This window comes from Desulfomonilaceae bacterium (assembly GCA_041662605.1).
GTDB lineage: Bacteria > Desulfobacterota > Desulfomonilia > Desulfomonilales > Desulfomonilaceae > CAJBEZ01.
In genome coordinates this window covers 97875-121634 of sequence record JBAZSD010000008.1, presented here as the reverse complement: position 1 = coordinate 121634, position 23760 = coordinate 97875, and the positions used below count along the sequence as shown (strand labels likewise).

General features: G+C 49.3%; 16 protein-coding genes. 5 read left to right on the top strand and 11 right to left on the bottom strand.

The genetic code is table 11. The annotated features are described in order from the left end of the window. Positions 1-34 precede the first annotated feature (34 nt). The 7 genes from scmF to WC647_08690 form a co-directional block, all read right to left on the bottom strand. On the bottom strand, positions 35-1168 hold the full coding sequence (scmF, locus tag WC647_08720; protein ID MFA6222386.1) for a SynChlorMet cassette radical SAM/SPASM protein ScmF: 1134 nt from the start codon (positions 1166-1168) through the stop codon (positions 35-37). Next, positions 1161-2300, bottom strand: a complete 1140-nt coding sequence (gene scmE, locus WC647_08715; protein ID MFA6222385.1) for a SynChlorMet cassette radical SAM/SPASM protein ScmE — start codon at positions 2298-2300, stop codon at positions 1161-1163. Before scmE ends, scmF begins: the two co-directional genes overlap by 8 nt. Beyond that, a complete protein-coding gene (locus WC647_08710) occupies positions 2297-2593 on the bottom strand; it encodes a PqqD family peptide modification chaperone (GenBank protein MFA6222384.1) in 297 nt (98 codons plus the stop codon). Before WC647_08710 ends, scmE begins: the two co-directional genes overlap by 4 nt. 671 nt (positions 2594-3264) lie before the next feature. Next, a complete protein-coding gene (locus WC647_08705) occupies positions 3265-4716 on the bottom strand; it encodes a TolC family protein (protein MFA6222383.1) in 1452 nt (483 codons plus the stop codon). 226 nt (positions 4717-4942) lie between these two features. Further along, entirely contained in the window at positions 4943-7858 is a 2916-nt protein-coding gene (locus WC647_08700; GenBank protein MFA6222382.1) for an NHLP bacteriocin export ABC transporter permease/ATPase subunit, read from the bottom strand. Positions 7859-7979: 121 nt separating this feature from the next. Beyond that, entirely contained in the window at positions 7980-10184 is a 2205-nt protein-coding gene (locus WC647_08695) for an NHLP family bacteriocin export ABC transporter peptidase/permease/ATPase subunit (protein ID MFA6222381.1), read from the bottom strand. 1 nt (position 10185) lies between these two features. Next, on the bottom strand, positions 10186-11430 hold the full coding sequence (locus WC647_08690) for an NHLP bacteriocin system secretion protein (GenBank protein MFA6222380.1): 1245 nt from the start codon (positions 11428-11430) through the stop codon (positions 10186-10188). A 164-nt stretch (positions 11431-11594) separates the two neighbouring features. Between WC647_08690 and WC647_08685 the strand changes: the two genes are divergently transcribed. Further along, positions 11595-12788: an ABC transporter substrate-binding protein gene (locus tag WC647_08685; protein MFA6222379.1), complete on the top strand. Its 1194-nt coding sequence runs from the start codon at positions 11595-11597 to the stop codon at positions 12786-12788. Between the two features lie 100 nt (positions 12789-12888). After that, positions 12889-13950, top strand: coding sequence for a substrate-binding domain-containing protein (locus WC647_08680; protein ID MFA6222378.1), 1062 nt, complete (start codon positions 12889-12891; stop codon positions 13948-13950). 9 nt (positions 13951-13959) lie between these two features. Here WC647_08680 and WC647_08675 read toward each other — a convergent pair whose 3' ends face one another. The 3 genes from WC647_08675 to mfd form a co-directional block, all read right to left on the bottom strand. After that, the gene (locus WC647_08675) at positions 13960-14994 is read right to left on the bottom strand and encodes a rod shape-determining protein (GenBank protein MFA6222377.1); all 1035 of its coding nucleotides are present in this window, start codon (positions 14992-14994) and stop codon (positions 13960-13962) included. A 129-nt stretch (positions 14995-15123) separates the two neighbouring features. Next, positions 15124-16395 carry a peptidylprolyl isomerase gene (locus WC647_08670; GenBank protein ID MFA6222376.1) on the bottom strand — a complete coding sequence of 424 codons (1272 nt, stop codon included), beginning with the start codon at positions 16393-16395 and terminating at the stop codon, positions 15124-15126. After that, complete coding sequence (gene mfd / locus WC647_08665) at positions 16392-20000, bottom strand: transcription-repair coupling factor (GenBank protein MFA6222375.1); 3609 nt, start codon at positions 19998-20000, stop codon at positions 16392-16394. The genes WC647_08670 and mfd overlap by 4 nt, the downstream gene beginning before the upstream one ends. 179 nt (positions 20001-20179) lie before the next feature. On the opposite strand from mfd, the gene WC647_08660 reads away from it, so the two are divergent. Continuing rightward, positions 20180-20887 carry a tetratricopeptide repeat protein gene (locus tag WC647_08660; GenBank protein ID MFA6222374.1) on the top strand — a complete coding sequence of 236 codons (708 nt, stop codon included), beginning with the start codon at positions 20180-20182 and terminating at the stop codon, positions 20885-20887. A gap of 39 nt (positions 20888-20926) precedes the next feature. Here the strand turns inward: WC647_08660 and WC647_08655 are convergent, their stop codons facing one another. After that, a complete protein-coding gene (locus tag WC647_08655; protein ID MFA6222373.1) occupies positions 20927-21148 on the bottom strand; it encodes a hypothetical protein in 222 nt (73 codons plus the stop codon). Positions 21149-21291: 143 nt separating this feature from the next. Between WC647_08655 and WC647_08650 the strand changes: the two genes are divergently transcribed. Further along, a complete protein-coding gene (locus WC647_08650) occupies positions 21292-22425 on the top strand; it encodes a 2-hydroxyacyl-CoA dehydratase family protein (protein MFA6222372.1) in 1134 nt (377 codons plus the stop codon). Positions 22426-22518: 93 nt separating this feature from the next. Continuing rightward, on the top strand, positions 22519-23718 hold the full coding sequence (locus tag WC647_08645) for a 2-hydroxyacyl-CoA dehydratase family protein (GenBank protein MFA6222371.1): 1200 nt from the start codon (positions 22519-22521) through the stop codon (positions 23716-23718). Positions 23719-23760: the final 42 nt, after the last annotated feature.

The window sequence follows — 23760 nt, the reverse complement described above, 5'->3', positions numbered from 1 at the left end:
ATCGATTGATTGACTCACTTATTCTTATTATCTGTCATGCCACAGCGGCGGACCTATCCCCAGGGTCGTCTTCTGCAAGGCGGCTAACTGGGAAGAGTCCCCTGGAGTGAGCCTCGCGGCAGAACCAGAATGGAGCCCAAAGATCCTTATTCGAATAGTAGTTTTGCGCTATACAGCTCCCCCGGCATCGCGAGCGCATGAGACACTGCCCACAGATGCCCTTTAAGGCCTTGGGCATTCCCTCACGGATCTCCGTCAACACCGGGCTGCCCATCCAGACATCTTCCAGGCGGTCGGTCCCCGCGTGACCGAACACCATTTCCGGGACCGTTTCCCCGATGCCACACAGGGCATAGGCGCCGTCTCCCAGAACCCCGAGAATACCCAGCACACCGCACGTGCCGCAACCGTCGCCCTGAGAACTATAAATCTTTCCCAGAGGACGGAAAGCCATCGGATGGTCAAACATTAGACGCATTTTTGTGGTTTTGCTCAGGTCATTCTCTACCCACCGGCCCAATTTCAACAATTCTTCGATGCTGAGAGCGCCATGAGACTCATGAATGTGCGCCCCGCGGGCGGTGGGCTGAAGAACGTTGAATTTCAGCGATGACGCTCCCAAGGATTCAGCGAGGCGAGCCATGGAGTCCATTTGACTGACATTTCGGCGCATCACCGTCATGATGATCTGAGGCGGTAACCCCTCGTCCACGAGGTTCTTGATCCCAGCCAAAGCAGCTTCAAAGCACCCCTTAACCCCTCGAACCCACTCATGGGTTTCCGCGTCGGCGCCGTCAAGGCTCACAGAAACAAACGGATCCTTGCATGCCCTGATTTTTCCGGCGAGTTCCGGCGTACAGGCGACTCCGTTTGTTTCCACCGCGAGCGGCAAGTTCTCTGTCTGAACGTGGTCCAGCAATTCTGTTATTTGCGGATGGATGAGTGGCTCCCCCCCTGTGAATTTGAGTGACGATAGGCCGAGCGGCTTTGCCTGTTCAAGAATAGACCGGAACAGGTCTGGGGCAAGCGAAGGATAAGATTGATCGTCCCCCTGAAACTTCGGTGTTATCCAGCAATGGCGGCATCGCAGGTTGCAGCCTTTTGTCAGGTAGAAATAGATCGTATTGAGGGGCCAGGAAGGGCGTGAGCTTTGATCTGTTTCACTCATGACAAATGCCTCCTTGGGTCGAACTGGAAAGTTCCTCTTCAGGCGGCAAGGTTCCCCCTGATTGAAGGAATGACCTGAAGCAGGAATCCGGGCTAGGATGCCAGGCATCATGCACCAGAGTGTACGAAGTGGCGGGACAATTTCCGGTGCAATATTGCGTGTAGTCGCACCCTGCGCAAAATTCAAACGAAGAGAGGGGAATTTCTCTTCGATTTCTAAACCGGTTTAGCTCGGAATTGTTCTGCCAGATTTCCGTAAGGTCGTCGCTATTGATTCGGCCAAGGGCCATGTCCGGTATTTGAACACATGGAACCATTACTCCATCAGCTCGGACCCCTATTTTGGAAAACGAGGTTCCGCAGCCGACGAGGAATCCACGACCGGGAAGTCCCTCCAATCCCTGCTCTCTAGCACGCTCCATTTCGCGCCAGGCGCGGGCCTCAGCAAGAGGGCCGGCTGTAGCGGATATCCGCCCGTCGTATTTCCGGGAAAGGGCTATGAGAGATTTCATCGCCAGGGAACGTTCTTCCGCGCTCAACTGGACCTGTTCAGCGTTCTTTCGGCACAAACCGAGATGGGAAGCGGAATTACATCCAAACGAGGATAGGCCGAAGTCCTCAAGCAGCAGTCGAGCTACATTATCCAGGTCTCTGACATTTCCCCGATGAATGGTAACCCTCACGGTTGCAGGAACTTTATGTTTCTGCAGAAGTTTGAGCCCATTGACCGCCCGCTCAAAGTTTCCCGCGCCTCTACACACATCATGGGTTTCGGCGCCCGACCCATCAATAGAAACCTGCACGTAATTGCATCTGCCGGTGGATGCAAGAAACTGCGCGGTCTCGTCGGTGATCAATGTGCCGTTGGACAGAATCGAGAATCTCATACCGTTACGCACGACACCCTGGATGAGTTCCGGCAAATCCGGTCTCATGAGAGGCTCGCCACCCTGAAAACACACATCCATGACCATGGAGCGATTCAATTCCTCGAAAAACGTCAGCCATTCTTCGGTGGGCAGGTCCTCCTCCACCTCCGCTCCACTGCTAAAATAACTGCAATATTTACAACGAAGATTGCACTTACCCGTTATGAGCAGGTCCACAGACCTGGGTGTTTTCATGAGTGTCATGACGCTGCCGTCCCTTCAGAGGTTGTCTCAACAAACCCTTTTGTCGCCAGAACTTCGATAAACTCAGTTATCTGCTGGTCAACCTCTTGAGGCACGTTAGTGTAAAAGTCTCTTACCTGCTCAACGATGTCGCTCACGTTATGCGTTCCGTCCAGGAGCTTCCATATGAACGCGCTGATAGGGTTCAGGACTCTTGAATTACCTGTATCCGGATCAAAAAGAATCACCCAGTTGTCAGATTCCTCACGGAATCTTATTTGGGGCTTTGCAACCGGTTTATTCGCTACTGACATGTGACCTCCCTTTCTGCGACATGTTGTCCTCACAAGGCCGGATAACGACCAAATTCTCGGCAATTTTCAGCATAGCCTTTGGCTTCACGCTAGGTTCTTGTCGTTCATATCAATCGGCACGGACGATCCTACAGGATTTATCTTATATTTGTCATGGACACGAATTATTCCCACGCCGAACAGCCCGTTAAAGCCATCGGAGAGGACTGCAGTCGCTTCCCCTGTTCCGCAGATCCAAAAAGCGGTTCAGTCTATCGCGCGGGGTGATGATTTTAACCCTTGTAACTACCGAGCATTTTGTGTGCCAACCCATGGCTAATGTATGAAGTTTGTTATAAAAGCTGTGATGTTAGTTAGTTAGCCACAGCCATGGAATGTGGTGGGTGAGATACAAGAGGTCGGCAAGAAAGGGGTGAGTGTCCTAATAACGGACTACATAATTCCCGCTCTCTGTATTATGAATGGGTTAGAAGTTAATTCAATGTCTTAACGTCGGTCAATCGTATTGGTCCGTGTGCTATTTTCGCACACAAACTCAAAACACGTCATGTATCTATACAAGTAGTCACGGGTTATGCCCAGTGTAGGATGGTTTTGAGTCGGCTAAGGATTAGTAGGCCGGCCAAAGATCTCAATTAAGAAAAAATCGAAACGTCGCTCTTTGCTACGCGCTAGCGCCTGAGTATTCCCATCGCTCTCTCCAATATGGCCTGATTGATTCTGTAGTTGATCGAAGAGATGTAGTAATTCGCCTTGCCGGAGACTAGTTCCCTTTCAGCTATCAGGACGTCGGTAAAACTTACATCTCCCTGTCGGTATCGCATTTGAAAGAGCCTGAAGTTTTCGGTTCGAGTGGCGACGGCTCTTCGGTAATCATCGATATTGCCTTCGGAGGTTTTCATGTCCAGATAGGCGATTTTGACATTCTGGGAAATATCCTGAACCAGTCTCTGTCTCGCGAGGACCAGTTCATTTACCGCATCTCTTTTTTCCTTAACAGTTGAATTGTTCCTGAATATATTGAAAGTCCATGTGAGTAATCCTGTAAGGGTCCAATCGTTGTTGCCCTCCGGATCGAGAACGTTCCAGTCATCGTTCGTTCTTGTCCCCTGGCCGACCAGTGAAACTTTTGGCAATAAAGCCGCATTGGCCGCCTTGGTCGCCTCGATCTCCTCCCGGATTAGAACATTAGCCTGGACAATCTCATCACGGTTGGTCATGGCGGTATTATAAATCTGAGGTATCCTGTACGGGTTCGATCTTTGTTTGTAATCCCGCTCTATCTCGACAGGTGTTTCAGGAGGGTTGGATAGTAGGTTGTTCAGCTTCGCCCTGGCGGCCGCCATGTCTCTCATGAAGCCCCTTCGCTCGACGTAGGCTGAATAGAGTTGACCTTCGGTTGATAACACGTCCGTCTTGGTAACCGTCCCGGCCCGAAGGAACTTTTCATTGAGACTCTTCAGTTTTTCGAGTGTGGATATGGACTCAGCGTTCACCTCGAGTAACAGTTTTGCAAGCATCATTTGGTAATACGCCTGGTATACCTCGAGAATGAGGTCTTGCCGATCAACCTGTAACTGCAACTCTGAATTGGTTACCTGAAGCTTGGCGGTATTAAAGTTGCTGACCGTCAGCCCGCCCTGGTAGATAGGCTGAGTTACGGCTAAAGTTCCTGAAAAGCGCTTCCATGGGTCGATCCTGTAAGGGTAATCAATGTCAGGTTTTGAGCGCCGTATCCTTTCCCCGTTGATTCTTACTTGAGCTACGGCTGCACTGTAGCGGGACATGTGGTCAGGCGGCCCAAAGGCGCCGGCTCCAACTTTGTATCTGTGCCATGTCCCCTGGTAGCCAATCGCAGCGGACGGGAAAAAATCTGAATACGCTTCCTGCTCTTGCCACACCCTTTGTCTGATCCGTGAGAGCGCTTGCCCAACCCGGGGATTGCGGCTCAAAGTAGTCTGGACCGCCTGTTGGAGGTTTAAACGGAGTTGATCTGGTTTGGGTTTTGCGAAGCGTTCTATAATTATCGGAGAGCCTTTGGGTTTTCTATCCTCGCCTGCCATGACGGAATTCGTCGCCAATAGTATGAGGCAACATGACACGGCTATCACAAATCGAGGCAACAAACCCATCCGCTAGGCCTTTCAAAGAGGTGAACGGCGAGGATCGTTCGCTAGTTGAGGACGCGTGCTCTTTTGGCTCCGCGCTCTAATTGTCCTTAGCTGCGAAGTAACATGAAGAATATCTACTAAGTTGGTATTATAACTAATTATTATGGAATATGTCAAATTGAATTGTGGGAAAGAGTGAAATCAGGCGGGATATATGTGTTGGCCGCTGATAATCGTATCAGGCTATTTGCCGCTTCGCTAAATCAGAGAAAATCCCTCCCTTGGCCATGAGTTGGTCATAGGAGCCAGATTCTACAACTTCGCCGCGCGCTAGCACGTAGATACGATCCGCATTTCGAATGGTGCTCAACCGATGAGCGATGACGATTCTCGTGGCCTGGAGACCCTCAAGGCTTTTGCTGACCGAAAACTGGCTCGGATTGTCCAGGGCGCTGGTCGCCTCGTCGAACAACACGACGCGCGGCCTCCTCACGATGGCTCGAGCGATGAGAAGCCTCTGGCGTTGCCCCCCGGAAAGACCTGATCCCCCTTCACCGATTACGGTATGCATTCCCATAGGCATAGCCTCAATTTCCTTGTCCAGGGCAGCCATGCGAGCGGCATCCCATGCGTCTTCGAGGGTCAGGCGATATCCTCCTGTAATAGATTCGTATATGTTCCCTGAAAGCAACTTACCTCCCTGGAGAACGACACCGAGTTGACGCCTTATCGCTTGAATGTCCAATTCCGCAAGCCTTTGCCCATCGTAGAATATCGATCCAGACTCAGGAGTTTCAAATCTGACAAGGAGTCTCAGGATAGTGGATTTTCCCGATCCGGAGGGACCAACAAGGGCAATGAACTCTCCAGGATCGGCCTTCAGGCTCACGTCTTTCAGGATTAACGGACCGTCGGATTTGTATCGGAAATTGACATGCGCCATTTCAATCGCTCCGCTCAGTTCACCGGGGTCCTTCTTCGCGGTCTGTGTTTCAGGCGTCGCCTGTATTATGGGCTGCATGCGTTCATACATCGGTTTAACCGAGAGCACCTCCGTCAAATTACCTACAGCGGACATCACGCCGGAGATAACCGCAGTCAAGGCCGCAGTGAACGCAAGGAATTGCCCCGTAGGAATGGTCGGATCTTCTGGTTTCCACGTGTGAGCCAGCACCGCAAAAATGGCTAGGGTTGCGATCAGGGGAAGTGATGCCTGAAAAATGGCTGTGACCATACCCACCTTTCGAAATTTCACGCGGAGCGCCTTTAGCTGGGAATAGATGAGGGACCATTTCTCAAATGCGCGCGTTTCTGCGGCATTTGCCCTGATCTTCGCCATACTTGTCAAAATCTGAATATTGAACCCGTTGATCTTCCCTTCCAAATCCAGTTGAGGCCTCTGATAGCGAAGCTGCATGGCAAACAATCCCAGCATGGTTGCTACGGCGACGGCCAGAATCCCCAGCGCTACAATGCCGAGGATCGGTCCGTAATAGAACAGCAGGGAAATATTAAACATGCAGAATATTCCTGTGAGAAGTGAGGACAAAACCGCGCCGGAAATGGCTTGCTGAATCCTGTAAATGGATCCGGCGCGATTGGCCAGATCGCCGGAAGAAAAGCGTCTGAAGAAAACCACCGGCAAACTCAAAAGCCGATCCCACACTGCCGCTTCAAGACTTGCTCCCATACGGCCGAGAAATCTGAGCTGAGCAAGCCCTTGCACGAGCTGAAATATGCCCCCGACAAAAGAGCCCACGGCCAAGCCCGCCACCATTTGAAGTAATAGAGTTCTGTCAGCGCTGGGAATGACCGAATCATACAGCACACCCGTGGCCACAGGAACAAATGTCGCCAGGAGCCCGGAACCAATCGCCAGCCAAAAGATCAGCCGTAAGTCCCTCCGGCATCCGGCCAAACCAAACAGCAGCAGTGACCACGGCGTAAGTTGCTGTTCGGGAAATGGTCTGTAGAATACGTAGGCCTTGGAATCCAACTTCCCAAGAATCGCAGCGTCCAAAGGTGTACGGGTGTTGGTGGAAGGCTCAAGCAATTCATAGCGTCCTGCCCTATCGGGTAAGAGAGCGACAGGAAGGCCCGATTCAGCCAGTATGCCGAGGAGGGGGCCGTTGTCTTCTTTCCACCAACTGCCCCTGAGTCTTACCTGTCTGGTTCTTAAACCTGACGCGCCCGCTATGCGGAGGAGGGCTGCGTCAATGTCCAGTTCTCGGGATGATGATGGGGGTCGAAGGATCTTGATTCCCAGAGCATGTCCGATTACTTGACACGCGTTGAACAGGGAATCCTGAGTCGCCACTTCAGGCCCAATGTCGGCCTGGGCCAGGACCCCTGAAAGGTGGCCAAAAGCGCTCTGCGCAAGAAGGTGATCTTGTTCAATTGAGGACTGGAGTCGAACTTTGTCCCGGCTTTCCGCATGTGTTCGCTCGATGCGCACAGACTCGCAAACTACCTGGTGAAAATTCACGAGGAGCCACCGCAGGTCCAACCCCCGAGAGAGTAGATCTGTCAGGCTGTACGCATGCAATTCGGCAGCCTCGCCGGCCTCAAGCCAGAAATTTGAAGTGAGAGGCAGGTAATGACCTTCCCGGAGTGCGGAGAGATCGCTGCGACCCATGATCCGCGTTGTCCCAACGGTCTGCAGTATCCAGACGGGGCTATTGCCGCAGCGAACTGTCTGACCTGGCTCCAGATACAGCGTTTCGTCTTTTTTGACTTCCAGGGCGAGATTAGGGATTTGTAGCCCAACAGTCAGAGCCGCCGAAATGAGCGAAACCCAGATTTCCGTCGCCTCCGCCAAAGCATCGTAGAGATCGCTATCTTTCTGCGCCTCTGCCAACTCTGCGAGGCTGATCCTCACAACAAGGGTATCAGGGCCTGGCACCGCAAGAAACCGCAAAGAGCTAGCCACGTCCTCGGGCGCCAAGGGGAAAATGACCTCGCCGGAGTAAACGCGGCACAATCGGCTGCGCCGTCCTGTCCATCGTCCATTCTCGGCGTTCACTGAGAATATGTCGATGTTCCCTCGTCCTACTATCCAGAACCAGTCGGCTTGATCTAACCGAAATGGTTGGTTCGCTCCTATTTGCAGGGGTTCACCGAGTTTACGCAGATATTCCATCGATTTGTCGGTCAACAAGGTTCCTCGATCCCAACAGCGCATCCGTTAACCGGTAGCGCCACCACGGATTTGTAACCGTTCACCAGGAAAGCGGCAAGGTCGCGGGCGCGCCTCGATAAACGGTCACATGGGCTTACTATTCTTTGATCAACTGGGCATAAGGTCCGTCCACCCGAGCCATCTCTTCATGTGTCCCGCGTTGAATCACATTGCCCTTATCCAGAATCAGTATTTCGTCGCAGTCTCTAATGGTGCTAAGACGATGGGCGACAATGAGACATGTGCACCCACGAGTTCTCACATTGTCGTCGACTTTTTTTTCCGTGAGGGGGTCAAGGGCGCTGGTAGCCTCATCCATGATCAGTATAGTTGGTTCAATTGCCAAGGCTCTGGCGATCTCGATTCTTTGCGCCTGCCCTCCACTGAGGTTGCGGCCACCTTCTTCAAGAATGTGGTCATACCCACCCTTTAGAGCCGCCACATCGTCATGGATACACGCATCCTGCGCAGCTCGGATCACTACCTCGTCCGGCATGGCGCTGTCCCAGAGGGCGATATTTTCTCGAACGGCGCCTTCAAACAGCATGATTTCCTGGTCCACCATACCGAGCGAATTGGCCATGACCTTACGGGGAATTTCCCATCGAGGCTTGCCGTCAAATAAGATGCTGCCGCTCCAAGGTTGCAATATCCCCGCGACAAGTTGCGCAACGGTCGACTTGCCGCTGCCTGACCCACCAACCAGGGCCACTCGACTTCCAGGGGTTAATGTCAGACTGAAATCCTGGATGAGCGGTTTGTCGAACCGGCTGTAACCGAAGGTGAGCCCATTTATAATCAAATTACCGGTCAGTTTTGGGGGCGTATCGGGTGAAAGGGGAAGGTTCTCACTTTTTTCGAACTGGGGATCTACTTCGTGATTCAGAACATCATCGAGGCGTTGGACCGATCCCTCCAGTTCCTGGACTTGGGCCCCGAGAGACACTACAGTGGAAAAAGGGCTGTTGAAACTACCCATGAGCATCTGAAACGCCACCAGGCCGCCAATGCTCATGAAGCCGTCAATGATCCTGATACCACCCAGTCCAAGAATCACCATTGAGCTTAAACTCGCGAGAACCGACGGGATCATGCCAAACAGTTGAGAAAAGGAACCGGATTCCTGCTGGGCATTGACGCGCAGGGCTTGATAACCAGCCCATCGCGCAAAAAAATCTGTCTCGCCTGCCGTGGCCTTGATGGTTTCTATCGACATCATCCCTGACATGGAAATTCCCGAGGACTTACCAATCTCCTGTAAGTTTCGCTTGTTCAGGTCTTTCCGTTTTCGTGACACGTATTTTAAGGCAACAAGATTGATGACAGCGATTGCTCCCCCAAAAAGGCTGAGAACGACGTCGTACTGAAGCATGGCAAGGAAGAAAAATACGGCTGTAAAGCACGAGATGAGGCTGGTAGCAAGCTGTCCCGAAAGGAGAAGAGCGACGACATCGTTCAATGCGATTCGTGACCCTACCTCACCTGCGTGACGGTGAAAGAAAAACGAGACTGGAAGCCGTAAGAGATGAACATAAAACTTGCTGGAATTCACCAAGGCCAATTTCGTTTCCAGGCGGAGTAAGATGCTTTGCTGAAGCCAGGTAAGCCCGGCCTGGATAAAAATGGCGACTCCCATGCCCACGAGCAGCGGGCGCACGAAATATGGCATACCGCCCAAGAGGAACTCATCCACGAAGATTTTTGAGAACGCTGGAATGGAAAGTCCTACTGCAGCAAGCCCCAACCCAGCGATGACAGCAAAAAGAAGCTCCGGCCCCAACCCTTTTCCTCGTCTGATCAGGGCCTTCATTGTGCTGGGCTTGCGGCCTCCTCTCTCAAACTGGGGGCCGGGCGTAAAGGTCATTGCCACTCGACTGAAGCTGCGATCAAATTCCTTTGCCCCGACTTCTCGGGGCCCCGATGCAGGGTCATTCAAGTACCATTTCCTGGGACCGTAACCTTCCACGACCACGAAATGTTCAAAATTCCAAAAAGCGATCAGGGGAAAAGGGAGTTTTTTTAGTTCTTCGGGTTCAGGACGGTGACCAGTGGCAATGAGACCATACCTTCGAGCGGCCTTGAGCACGTTGCTTGCCTTGCTGCCGTCACGGGAAACGCCGCATTCGACACGCATCTGCTCCAGCGTTATCCATCTTCCGTAGAAAGCCATGATCATGCACAGAGCTGCAGCGCCGCATTCAAAGGCTTCCATCTGTATGAAAGTGGGGGTGCGAGACCGGGTCCTTCGCCGGATAAGGGGCCAGTGTGCGCCCTTGGACTTCAGGAAACGAAGCGGATTCATCTCAGATGCCCAACCACTTTTTCATCATTGGTAAAACCAGCGCCAAAGGCGGCTGTTTCAAAACAACTACCCCGGCCGAACCCAGAGTCCCGACAGTGACTATCACGTCCGCCCCCTTCTGTGACGACCAATGAAAGCCGCTCTTGGTTGAAGGGTCCTTATCCAGCGTCCCCACAATCGAGAGGACGGGGCCTTGGGACATAATAGAATCAGCCAGTTTTTCATTTTTGAGCCAGGAGACCAGAGCTTCCCTTGAGATGGGAAATAGATCCACGCTCTTGACTCTTCCGGTCATAAACCCGTATTCCTCGCGCTGAACGATGGAAGGCGTCACCTGGATCGCCATGCCGGAATGAATTTTCTTCCCTTCATACGCTGGTACAAAAATCTCTACCTCTAACAAGGCGCTACCTGCCTCGTAGGTAACGACCGCTTGGCCTTCGCGAACAAGCTGTCCCTGCTTTGCCAGGACCTCAATGACTCGACCCGGAAAATCGCTGCGGATAGCGGTAGTCAGATCGAGTTTCCTTTGCAGGGATTCAAGCTCTCTATTAGATGCGTCAACTTTAAATTTTAGTTGAAAAATTTGATCATGAGTATTCGCGTCGAGTTCTCTTCTCTTGGAGAGTACTTCACTCAAGTTTGTTTCGGCTAGAGCGCCTTCTTCCGATGCTTTTTCAAAATCCAGTTTGGCTGTGAGATAAGCCTGGCGTGTGACCGCTTGCTCCTTCAGCAATTCTTCATACACTCTGACTCGCTCGTCGAGAGCCCTAATACGCCTTTCGATGAATACCTTCTTTTGCAAGAATTCCAATCTCTGGGCTTCCAGCACACGCCTTTGAGTTTCTACTTTGGCAAGAATCAACTGTACCTGTCGGACGCGGTTTTGGTCCATTTCCGCAATTTCCGCCCGTTTCACACTAATTTGTTTCTCAAGTTGGGGATTGGAGACGATTGCGACGATTTGTCCTGCCTTGATCGCGTCACCGGCACGTACCTTGCCCTCTTGAAGGTGCCCTGACTCTTTTGCAACGATCTGGAACAGTCCCCCTTCGGTCAAAAAAATAGCCTCTCCCTTTACGGTTGACTGCACCTCACCAAATATTCCCCATAGCACAGCAAGCGCCACAGCGATGCACATCGCGGAAAGAGCCAGCCAGCTTCTCGCAGAAGCAAACTTGAGGACCTCTTCGAGCTGCTCAGGCCTCTCTAATTTCCTTGTTGTCTCTGTCCCTGGCATTGGCATGAGAAATCCCGCTGCTCCTCCGTAAAGCACTACCCACCATAGTATACACGATTCCTGACCGTTTGGAAATCGGCCCCTTGACAATTCATGTGTTGCTGATAGTCTCTGATGAAGCATACACAGGTAATCACAACTCTCCGCTTTTGATGACTTGGTGACCGGCCATGAAAATGATCGTTTCCTGGATTGCCATCAGCCTTGTTTTAGTTCCGATGACGTGTCGAGCAGAAAACCCAACTGCCGCTTTGAAGGTCGGTGTAGTGCTTTCGATGACCGGAGCCCAGGCAAGGTTCGGAGAAATTCAGCGGAACTCGTTTCTTCTAGCTGTGGACGAGATCAACAAGGCCGGCGGTGTTAATGGGCGCCAAGTGGCGATCATTGTCGAAGACGACAATGGCCAACCCGACCTCGCTGGATCGGCGGCGGAAAAACTGATTTCCGAGGACGGAGTTCTTGTTTTGACAGGGGCGTCTCGTTCTGAAGCCGGCTGGGCTATAGCTGCAGTTGCTGAACAGAAAAAAGTTCCATTCCTGATCACTTCCGGTTGCGTAGACGAAATAACTGAGCAGGGATGGGAATATGTGTTTCGGATCGGCCCCCCCTTGAGCCACTATTTTGGGCCATTATTGTCGTTCTTGGAAAAAGTCGTAAATCCTCAGACGTTGGCTCTTGTCTGCGAGAATTCCCTTTTTGGCAGGGAAGCCGCAAATCGGTTTGCGAAAGCTTTTCAGAAGACAGGGGGGAAAATCGTCGCTCGAGAGATTTTTCAGATTGGTTCGACAGATTTCCGGCCGATGCTAATCAAAGTAAGAAATTCCAAGCCCGATGTCGTTTTCATGTGTTCCTTGCCAATTGAGGGCGCTCTTTTGATGCGTCAGTCACAGGAATTGAATCTTACCCCGAAGATTTTTGCCGGAACTGCCCAGGGTTTCACGATTTCACAGTTCATGCTGGTCGCTGGAGGAGCTTCTGACCACGTTTTTTCCGTTGACTTATGGAGCCCTCGGTTGCCTTATGCCGGCGCTCAGAAATACTTTGACGATTACGTCTTACGATTTCTGTCGTCCACCGACTACCACGGCGCTCAGGCATATGCTTGCATGCAGGTGATTGCTGATGCTTTCAATCGTACACCCTCTTTGACTCCTAGCGGTGTCCGGCAGGCTTTAACCGCAACTGACACGCAAACGGTATTCGGACCGGTCCGCTTTGTGTCCGAAGGCAAGATGACACAGCAGAATTCCGTGCGTACTTTCCTCAGTCAGTGGCTGGGCGGGACATTGGAAATTGTTTGGCCCAAAGAATTTGCGTCAGAGCAGTATGTTTATCCGATCCCGCCATGGTCCTCAGGACCGTAAATGAACAAAAATTGAATTTTGCCATTTCCCCCGCATAGGGACAAGCAGCCGAAAAGGTCTCAGTGTATTAATATAAGATGCGATCCTTGCAGGTATCCAGATGAAAAACGGTTCCATTGTTGTAGTGATCTTGGCGCTCACGATAATGCTCTCATGTCCGGTCTACGCATCTGACAAGGTCAAGATAGGTTTTATCCTGAAAACCATGCAGGAGAAACGCTACCAAAAAGACAGGAGCGTGTTCTTGGCCAAGGCCAAAGCGTTGGGGGCGATCCCACTTTTTGATTCATGTTATAACAGCGAAATGGAGCAGGTCACCAGATTCGAAAATATGCTGGCTAACGGGGTTAAGGTGATTGTGTTGCAGCCGGTTAACACGGGGACTGCCGCCATTCTTGTTACCATGGCGCACCAGCGAGGGGTTAGGGTTGTGGGGTATGACAGTCTTCCAATGAACAGCCCGCTGGACGTCATGGTCATGCAGGACAGTTGGGCGGTGGGAAAGCTGCAGAGTGAGGCCCTTGTGAAGTGGTTTAAAGCCAGAAAGGCAGGCAAAGTGGAAGGCAAGGTGGCGCTCATAATGGGGCAACCGGGTGACTCCAACGTATTCTTCATGAGTGAAGGAGCCGTTGAGGTCCTCAGGGCCAACAAAGGCCTGGATCTAGTGATCCAGGAGACGCACAAGAATTGGGACCCTGCCAGAGCGCAAAAAACCACGGAGGATGTCCTCGCCAAATTCGGCGCCCAGGTGGACGCGTTCATTTGCAACAATGACGGGCTTGCCACAGGGGTGATTGCAGCGCTGAAAGAGCGAGGATTGGATCATGTTGACCGTGTGTTCGTTGCTGGAGCCGACGCTGATCTTGTCAACATCAGATACATCGTCAAAGGAAGACAGGCCGTAGATGTGTGGAAGATGATCGACCCATTGGCGGAAAAGGCCGCAGAGGTCGCTGTCAAACTTGCGAGGAATCCAGGAAAGAAGATAACCGAAATAATCAAACCTGATAAAATGGTTAACAATGGAACTATGGAGGTCCCCACCATAGTCACTCCCGTAAAACTAGTCACTAGAAACAACATCAACGAAACACTTATCAAGGGTGGGCTCTACACGACGAACCAGATTTACGGCAGCCAGCCGATCCCAGAAAAACCCTAGGTTTTACTATCAGTTATTGGCGATTTCTCTTAGTAATTCGATGTCTTCCAGCATCATGCCCGCCCCTCTAACAACAGTTGTCAATGGATCGTCAGGCACCACAACGGGAACTCCTATTTCACGCTTAACTCTTACATCGAGGTTTTTCAATAGCGCTCCTCCGCCCGTAAGCACTATTCCCGTATCAATTATATCCGCCGCCAACTCCGGAGGGCACTGCTCGAGGGCTGATTTGACGCTGTCCACGATGGTGTTGACTGAATCCATGATTGCCATGGTGATTTCACTGGAGTTTATGGTAATGGTTTTGGGTATCCCGTCCATTAAGTCTCGACCTTTGATATCAATTTCATCTTCCTGATCATCTTCAATATAAGCCCGACCAATGAGCATTTTGATTTGTTCGGCAGTTGAGGCGCCAATCAGTATACTGTAATTTTTTCTTACAAAGTTCAGGATGTCCGAATCCAGTTTGTCGCCAGCAATTTTGATCGAATTGCTATAAACGACCCCCGTAAGGCTGATAATTGCGACTTCTGTCGTCCCCCCGCCAATATCCACAATCATGTTGCTCATCGGTTCGGTAACAGGCAGGCCTGCGCCCATTGCAGCAGCCATGGCCTCCTCTATCACAAAGACCTCGCCCGCTCCTGCATTCAAAGTAGCGTCTCTTACAGCTCTTCTTTCTACAGGAGTTACACCGGACGGAACCGAAATTATGACCCTGGGGCGGACAAAAGCCTTTCTGCCGTGAGCCTTCTGGATAAAAAATTTCAGCATAAGGCTTGCAATTTCAAAATTGGCTATGACACCGTCCCTCAACGGCCTGTATACTTCTATCGATTCCGGCACCTTTCCAATCATCTTCTTTGCGTCAACGCCAACCCAGACTTCCGAGATTCTCTTGTCTCTTTTTCTAATAGCTACAACAGAAGGTTCGTCAACCACTATGCCGGAACCGCGGCTATAGACCAGGGTATTGGCTGTACCCAGATCTATGGCCAAATCTCTTGAGACTCTTGAGGCTATAAAGTTGAACAGCATCTAAATTTCGATCCGGACTTTCTGGACAGTAAAATCAAAAAAAAGACAGGGAGGCGCCGAACGCGACATTAACCAACCAGCGGGCGGGACTTTCCCTAAATTTTACAAGAAAACAGAATTGACACTTTTTCAAAGTTTTACTTCGATTATGGAATTGCGTTTAAGTTCGTCAATCCAATCTTTCATCCGTGATTGTATCAATTCGGTTCTTAGAATGGTAATGACTTTATTGCGAACCTTTGAATAATCTTTGATTTCTTCAGGGGTCAAAATACCCAAAGATTTAATTTTCTTTGAATCTTCAGGAGAGATATTTTGATTAACTTCAGCATTCATACTCTCTTGTTCACGTTTCTGGGTCGTCTGCGATTTCTTGGCCGCTAACCTCTTTTCGTATTCCTGTTTCCATCGCTTTTCGAGTTCCTTACGCGTTTTTTCGGGAATCGGTAGACTCTTTTCCTTCCGATTCTTCGCGTCATCAAGATAAAACATAAGAAACGAATCCGCGGTCCTCAAGGGAGGGGTCATATCTCCGACCTTCATGTGTTGGACCATTTTCTGGAGTTGTGGAACCATGTCCTTGTAATCCATGAATCCGAGATCACCTCCACTTTTTGCTAAATTATCCTGAGAATATTTCTTGGCCAGTTTACTGAAGTCCTCTCCAGTCTGAGCTTTTTGGTATACTGTCTTGGCAGTTTCCATGACCCGCTGGACATCTTTAGGTTTTTTCCCGCCTCCAACTTTAAGGGTTATTTGGCGAAGCCTGATCTTTCCTCCAAGAAAGACCTTTTCTTCGGTAGGAATATTAGGTTTGGATTCTTCTTCAGGCGGCGCGGGAGGAGCCATACTCTCGAGAAGCTTTTGGTATTCCTGATTAATTTCAGATTCATGCTTTTTGTAATATTTCTCGGCGTCTTCCTCGCTAATGGGTGTTTTTCTGGTGACCTCCGAATCAATCAGTTTGGTCAACCGGTATTGTCGAGTCATCAACTGTTTGTAGTTCGCGAAACTAAGTCCGTTGGCCGCGAGGAAAAGCACGAACTGTTCATCCGTCAAGTTGTTACGTTTCTTTATGGAATCTATACTCGCGTCAACCGCTTTATCATCCAGAGTGATTCCTTTTTTCGTGGCTTCTTGTTCCAAAAGGTGAATGACTACGAGTTCATCCAGAATTTCTCTTTCAGTCGGCCATTTTCCAGGGGGGACAATCCCCAGAGGCAAATTCACCAAACTTCTTATCAATGGCTGTTTCTGCTTTTTTACATCAGACTCCAGGATCACGTCTGAGTTTACTATAGCCGCTATTCTATCCGAGTAACCGGCGGCGAGAACCGTTTTCTGAAAGACGAAAAAACCAAAAACGGAATAAAGACAAATCAGGATAAACTTAGATTTCATTGTTTTGTTCCAAAAGCTCTTTTTTTAAAGAATTTATATTTGACTCTAGATTCTCCGGATTGCGGCGTGGTGTTCGTGCGATCTATATCCGGTTCGTTTGTCAAGGCGATTAAATCTCGTAGCACGCTCAAACTCGCGGTAGCTCTTTCCGTAGACTCAACAGATCCTATCTGATACAGGATTTTGTCTCCGGGCGCCAGACGAGATTTTGGTTTTTTCTGAACCCATTGAATAAGAGATTCCGGCCTCATGTTAGTTGACGGATCGAAAGATATGATCAACTGTTCTTTACTATAGTCCAGTTTCGAGACGCGAAGTTCTTTCATGATCAGCCGAATAGCCATAATAATCAACAGCGAGTTCACCTGAGTAGGTGTTCGGCCGTACAGATCAACTATTTCTTCCTCGATTCCATCGATCTCATTTCTACTGGAAGCTCTCGATAACCTCTTGTAAAAATTCATTCTCTGGTTGGCTTCAGGTACATAATCATCAGGAATGTACGCCTCAATCTTGAGATTTATCTCCGGATCAATTTTGGTTTCCGGTTCCTCACCCTTTATTTCTAGAACCGCTTCTTCGAGGAGTTGAAGATACATTTCATAACCGACCTGATTAACATGACCGGACTGAGACACCCCTAGAATATTGCCGGCCCCCCTAATTTCCATGTCTCGCATGGCAACCTTGAAACCTTGTCCCAGTTCTGAGTGTTCCTGAATTACCGCCAGCCTTTTAACAGCGTCATGGGTCATAAGTGTTTCCGGCGGTGTGAGCAGGTAAGCGTAAGCTCTAACGCTGGAACGGCCAACCCGACCCCTCAACTGATACAAATCAGCGAGCCCGAAAGTGTCGGCGCGCTCGATGATTATAGTGTTTGACCTGGGGATATCCAAACCAGATTCAATTATACTTGTACATACAAGAACATTGATTTTGCCGGTGATGAAATCTATCATGACCTTCTCAAGTTCATTGTCCGTTTGTTGCCCGTGCGCTACGCCGATCCGGGCTTCAGGAACCAGCTTCTGAAGCGCTGAGCCTCGTTTATAGATGCTCTGAACCCTGTTATGCAAATAAAATACCTGGCCACCCCGGTTCAATTCCTTGATTATGGCTTCCCTGATTACTCCATCAGATTGCTTAAGAACATGAGTCCTGATCGCGTGCCGGTTTGTAGGAGGAGTCTCTATTATGGACATGTCTCTCATTCCGGTGAGAGAAAAATTCAGTGTTCTTGGAATTGGGGTAGCGGTGAGAGTCAAGATATCAACATGAGCCTTGTATTTCTTGATACGCTCCTTATGGGCGACTCCGAATCTCTGTTCTTCATCCAACACCAATAAACCGAGATCTTTAAAGCTAACATCTTTTTGAAGAAGCCGGTGAGTTCCGACGATCAGATCGACTTTGCCCTGTTCAAGTTTTGTCAAAATTTCTTTTTGTTCTGTAGTGGATCTGAAGCGAGATATCATTTCCACATTTATTGGATAACCTGAAAAGCGCTTGGAAAAAGTGTCGAAATGCTGTTGAGCGAGTACCGTAGTTGGAACCAGCACAGCAACCTGTTTTCCGTCCATCATGATTCGGAAGGCGGCTCTTATGGCTATTTCCGTCTTCCCATAGCCAACATCGCCGCATATTAAACGATCCATCGGACGATCTGAATCGAGAGATTCCATTACCTCCTGGATGGCTTTGGCCTGGTCGGGGGTTTCTTCAAATTCAAAAGACGCCTCAAATTCAGCCAGACTCTGGTCACAAGGAGCGTAAGGAGGCCTCGACGTGACCTGTCTTCTGGCGTAAATTTCAAGTAATTCCTTGGCCATTTCACGAATAGATTTCTTGATCTTGGCCTTGGTTTTTTCCCACCCTTTGGTCCCAAGTCTGTCCACTCGCGGAGGCGCTTCAGCCCCGGATATGAATTTCTGAATCGACTGCAAACGTTCAACAGGATGATAAAGTATGTCACCGCCGGCATACTCGATCACCATTACTTCGCCGGCGATCCCATCAAATTCCTTGCACGTCAGTCCCCTAAAAATGCCAATCCCGTAATTCTCGTGAACGACTGCTTCACCTTCCGAAAGATCGGTCAGCGAAGAGACGAACACGCCTCTAGCGTGCTTACGTACCGAAGCCCGGACTCTAGGACCAAAAATCTCTTCTTCAGTAACCGTAACAATTCCGATTTCCGGAATTCTAAAACCGGTGGCCAGTGGCCCCACGTAAAGATAGATTCCCGGCGCCGATGAAGAGTCGAGGCTCGGCATCTCAAAGGCCGTTCCCTGATAGTTCAGGTTGGCCTTGTACGGCTCTAGCAATTTAATTAATCGCTGAGCCTGACCTTCTGTGTGGCTCACTATGTAGACTTCATTTCCAAGGTCGCGCCAATCATCCATCATGTGAACGAGTCCGGACATGGCTCGATCATATGCTTTGTCCTTCATAACGGCCGGTCTTATGTCGACATTGGAATCGCAAACAATACGAAAAGTTGGACCGGCCTGTTTTTCTGTTTCGAGATCGGCCATGACCACCGCCCGAAAGAAATCAAGCAACTCCTGAAAGTTATCCCTGGAAATGTATAAAGAACCAGGTTCCGGAACAGGAAGACCACTGTTCACGGCTGATTCAAATCCGTGAAACACCTCCTGTTCATGATCTTCGAAACACCGGTCAATTGTTTCGCTGTCCGGAAGGAGAATAAGAGTTTCCATCGGCAAGTAATCGAGGAAAGATTGAAGGCTCTCTCTGAAATATGAGGTGTAAAGATCAACTCCCGGAAATCTTATTCTATGCCTGAAATCGTCCAGTAACCCCTGTCGAACCCTCTTTTCAATACCTCTGGACTCACAAACCCGAACAATTTCTTCGAGTCCTTTCTCAAGAGCTTCTTCATCGGGGGGAGCCATTTGAATAGGGCAGATCATTATCTCGGATTTGGAATCCAGGGATCTCTGACTAGATGGGTCAAAGAAGCGCATTGATTCAACGAGGTCACCCATCTGTTCGATTCTTATCGGATTGGAATATAAGGGAGAATAAATATCGAGGATTGAACCTCTGATAGCAAAGTCGCCCACATCTTCGACAAGAGGCGCTCTTGAGTACCCGGCCCTAACAAGATTTGCGCACAGCAAATCCCTGTCAATTTCATGACCGACGGAGATGCTGAAGCTCAGAGTATCAAATTCTTTTCTAGGTATAATTTTCCTGAGCAAAGAGGGGATGCTTATGGTTATAACCCGGGGGATCGGATATGACACAAGACGAAACAGGCATGCCATACGTTCGGTCCATACATCCGACTCAAATGCCCCGGAGGAATATGGAACGGCAAGTGTTTCGGGATAATGGACAACCGGATCACTGAGCCGGTTCAAATTTTTTTCATCAAGACCCAGGTAAAAACTAAGATCATTCGCAGAACGCGACGCTGAGTCGTCATCAGGATGCACCCATACAATTGGCCCAACGTTCCGTTTAATAGCCGAAGCAATTAAGAATGCTGAAGCGGAACCTTTCAGACCGTAGATTCCGCCTTGCTCTCTGGATCCACACAAAAAATTGACAGTATTGAAAAAGACGTTATTAGGGGTCAACGATAAGGGGACTTTCTTTTTAGGCCAAAATCATATTTCAATCATCAAATCTAGCATATCAGAAATCATAAAAAAAGCTCCGAGCGTTTACATTGACTTCAAGCGCCATATCAGTTATCCATGGTTGTCGACTTGGCGTATCGCCGAAGCAAGAAAACGGGCTAAAGATGAGGTGAATTGTGGCCGAAAAAAAGCCCAGAAGAAAAGAACTACTAAATGAACCCGATGAATTTATAACCTGGTCCGCTCGCGCCGTTGCGTTCGCTCGAAGCAATCCAAGGGCCATCGGTATTGCCGTGTCTCTGGTTGTTGTGGTGGCTTTGGCCTCGCTGGCCTACTTTGGCTATCAAAACCGACGACAGTCGGCCGGACATGAGATGGTGGAATCCGCTGTTAGAGCGTATGAAATTCTTTCGGTTTCCGAGAATTCAAAAAGCTCTCCGGAACAGGACAAAGTCCTGGCCGAACTGGATACGGTTTCCAAGGATTACGGTGGGCTACCAAGTGGAGAAGTCGCTGTCCTTTACGAGGGGCACGTTCTTTTCAACAAGGGAGATTATCAAGCAGCTCTAAAGCGCTACAATCAGTTTCAGGCGTCAAATTTAGCCAGGAAAGGCATGGGGCCTTTAGCGCAGTACAATATAGCTGAGACCTATATGGCGCTAAAGGATTCGGAAAAAGCCATAAGTGTTTTCGAGCAGCTATCACGAGACATAAATTCGCCATACAGGCGTGAAGCTTATTCATCAATCGCTCGCATATACGAAATGATGGACAAGAAAAAAGAAGCGACTCAAGCATATAAACAGTATTTGAAAATTTTTCCGGAAGCGCCGGACGCTGACTTTGTAAAAGCGAAAATCGCTCAGCTATCAATTCAGGGTTAGGATAAAGTCTCCGAAAGTATTGTCACAATACTTGATCAATCACTCACGCCTTATAATAACCTCCATTTCAATGACCCATACATTGAAATGGGTAGGGCCGCACGTGAGACAATAAGAACCCTCTTCCTGCTGTATTTGATCGTCAAAGGCGTTTTTAGCGATCAACTGGTCCAGGATAGACCTAACTTCAGTAAAGGCCAAGTCATCTTCAAAGGTTATAGTGAAAATATTATTGGCGTGTAAAAAAGGCATTGATTCCAACGAACTTCTCCAAATCTTCCGTATCTGATCATAGTTTAGTTCAATCGGTTTTGGAGGGCAAGCGTCCCTTGTGCGTCTTTGCTTCCAAGTAGAACGGTCTAAAGGTTTGTGGGTAAAAAGATGATTGAGGAGGAAAAGTGGCGATGACCAATTCGGATCCGTGGGGTCCTTTTTACGAAATAAATCAGAATCCATGGCTCAAGTTAAAACAAATTAAAGCCGAAACCGGCAAAAAGGTCATTGGTCACATCTTGCCGGATGTACCGGAAGAGTTGATTCACGCTGCAGGAGCGATTCCGGTAGCAATAGCCGGCGCAGGTGTTTCGATAAGCCTGGCTCAAACTCAAATCCCCAGCTACTCATGCAGCCATGCGATGGGGGCCCTAGAGCTTCAATTAAAAGGGGCGCTGGACGTTCTGGATGGTATGGTCATTCCATATGTTTGTGATACTACGAGAAACCTCTATCATCTATGGCGTCGTTTGTTCCCTGATGTTCCGTGTGAATTTTTGCGATTACCCAAGAAACTCGGAGATCCAGGCGCCGGTATATATCTGAGAGAAGAATTCCTGCGGCTTTCCAGGTGGTTAAGTCAACTTACAGGGAAAGAGATCACACAGACTGGTCTTGCGGCGAGTATCTCACTCTATGAAAAAAGTCGGAAAGAACTGAAATCCGCGTACATGAAAATGAAAACCTGTCCAATCAGTTGGGGAGCTTCTCGCGTTATCCCCTTGTTTGAATCAGCATTGAAAATTCCAAGAGAGGAACATTTGGGTTTGATGAACCTGTTGCCCTGGGATTGCGCTAAGGAAAGGCCATCCAATGGCCCATTTGTTTATGTTCGAGGCAAGGTCTGGGATCCGCCTGAAATTGCCAACTTATTTGATGAACTGGGGTTAACTCTCGTAGGTGACGAAATTGTTACCGGCTTTCGCTCGGTATCCGTTGAAACGCGCGTCGGAGACGATTGCTTTAAGTCGCTCTCTGACCGACATATGTCTTTGGTCCCGTACACCGGGTATCATATGAATCCGATAAAACTGATCGAAGATTTTATTGTCAGGATTCACCAATGCGGCGCTCAGGGAGTTATCTTCCTGAATCCGAAATTTTGTGAGGCCGCTGCCTTTGATACTCCTGATTTTGTCAATGCCCTCAAGAAAAATGACATCCCTAACCTTGTGCTGGAAACGTCCAGCCGTGGAGCCTCTTTGGGCCAGATCAGACTAAGACTGGAGGCGTTCGGAGAAATTTTGGCGGACGATCTTCCATAGTGACCAGCATTTTCATGTTTCACAGCGACCCACCCAAGAGGGCGCCTATAAACTGAACCCAAAAAAACAACGCATAATCATAAGGTTTAAAACATGGAACCGATTAAGGCCCTTAAAGAGATCAAGAAACTTACCACCGATTATTTCACCGCAGCGCACATGGCGCCCCACAACAACAAACCAGTCGTGTACTGTAATGTTTTCACACCCGTTGAACTCATTTACGCCATGGATATGTTTCCTGTTTATCCTGAAAATCATGCCGCAATCATCGGCGCGAGGAAAATGACTACCGAGCTTTCTTCAGCAGCCGAAGGCATGGGCTATGTGATTGACCTGTGTTCGTATGCCAGGTGTGACATTGGATGGACAAAAGCCGGTATCAGCCCAACGTGGGGACTGCCGAAGCCGGATCTGATTCTTGTAATAAACTGCCAGTGCGGAACTCTGACAAAATGGTTCGAGGTCTTGAGTCGGCTTTACAACGCGCCTATGGTTCTTATCGACATCCCTCACTCTGGAAACGGTGAAGAAGATCCCGCGGCTGAAGCATACGTAAAGCGACAACTCGAAGAGTTGATCAAAACTCTTGAAACGATAGCGGGAAAAAGTCTTGATCAAGCCAAATTGAAACAGGTTATGGCGCTTTCGAGACAGGCCTCTGAACTTTGGACGAGAATGCTGGTAATGGGAGAAAACATCCCGTCTCCAATGACTGTATTTGACCAGTTCATTTCGATGTTTCCGATAGTTTCCCAGCGAGGAACCGAGACAGCGGTTCAATTCTACCGAAACCTTGTCCAAGAACTGGAAGAACGCACAGCAAGTAAAATTCCTGCCGTACCGAATGAGAAATTCAGATTGTTCTGGGACAATTTGCCTATTTGGTCCGAACTGGGTAAACTATCCGGTTTCCTTGCCGATCGTGGCGCAGCGGTGGTAACCTCAATCTACACGTGGGCCTGGAGCCAATTGGCGGTAAACGAGCAAGATCCTTTGTCAGACTGGACTCGTCAGTACCTTTACACTTTCAATTTGAATCTGGAATATCGAATAGAAAAATATATCGAGCTTGCCAAGCTTTATAGCCTCGACGGGTTTCTTTTTCATTCCAACAGAAGCTGTAAGTGGATTTCCCAGGATGTGATGGCTTTAAGAGACGCGATTACAGAAAGAACTGGTATCCCCGGGGTCATTTTTGAAGCTGACCAGAACGATCCAAGATTGTATTCCTTTGAGAACCTGGAGCGGCACATTGACAGTTTTCTGGAATTGCTCGCATCGAAGAGATGAAACTCAAAATTCAGTTGGAACAAGGTTGGGAATAGATGGTGT

What these genes read in the sequence shown, in the direction of transcription:
- scmF (MFA6222386.1), bottom strand. Translation starts at nt 1,168, where the DNA reads ATGAGTGAAACAGATCAAAGCTCACGCCCTTCCTGGCCCCTCAATACG.
- scmE (MFA6222385.1), bottom strand. Translation starts at nt 2,300, where the DNA reads ATGACACTCATGAAAACACCCAGGTCTGTGGACCTGCTCATAACGGGT.
- WC647_08710 (MFA6222384.1), bottom strand. Translation starts at nt 2,593, where the DNA reads ATGTCAGTAGCGAATAAACCGGTTGCAAAGCCCCAAATAAGATTCCGT.
- WC647_08695 (MFA6222381.1), bottom strand. Translation starts at nt 10,184, where the DNA reads ATGAATCCGCTTCGTTTCCTGAAGTCCAAGGGCGCACACTGGCCCCTT.
- WC647_08690 (MFA6222380.1), bottom strand. Translation starts at nt 11,430, where the DNA reads ATGCCAATGCCAGGGACAGAGACAACAAGGAAATTAGAGAGGCCTGAG.
- WC647_08685 (MFA6222379.1), top strand. Translation starts at nt 11,595, where the DNA reads ATGAAAATGATCGTTTCCTGGATTGCCATCAGCCTTGTTTTAGTTCCG.
- WC647_08680 (MFA6222378.1), top strand. Translation starts at nt 12,889, where the DNA reads ATGAAAAACGGTTCCATTGTTGTAGTGATCTTGGCGCTCACGATAATG.
- WC647_08675 (MFA6222377.1), bottom strand. Translation starts at nt 14,994, where the DNA reads ATGCTGTTCAACTTTATAGCCTCAAGAGTCTCAAGAGATTTGGCCATA.
- WC647_08670 (MFA6222376.1), bottom strand. Translation starts at nt 16,395, where the DNA reads ATGAAATCTAAGTTTATCCTGATTTGTCTTTATTCCGTTTTTGGTTTT.
- WC647_08650 (MFA6222372.1), top strand. Translation starts at nt 21,292, where the DNA reads ATGACCAATTCGGATCCGTGGGGTCCTTTTTACGAAATAAATCAGAAT.
- WC647_08645 (MFA6222371.1), top strand. Translation starts at nt 22,519, where the DNA reads ATGGAACCGATTAAGGCCCTTAAAGAGATCAAGAAACTTACCACCGAT.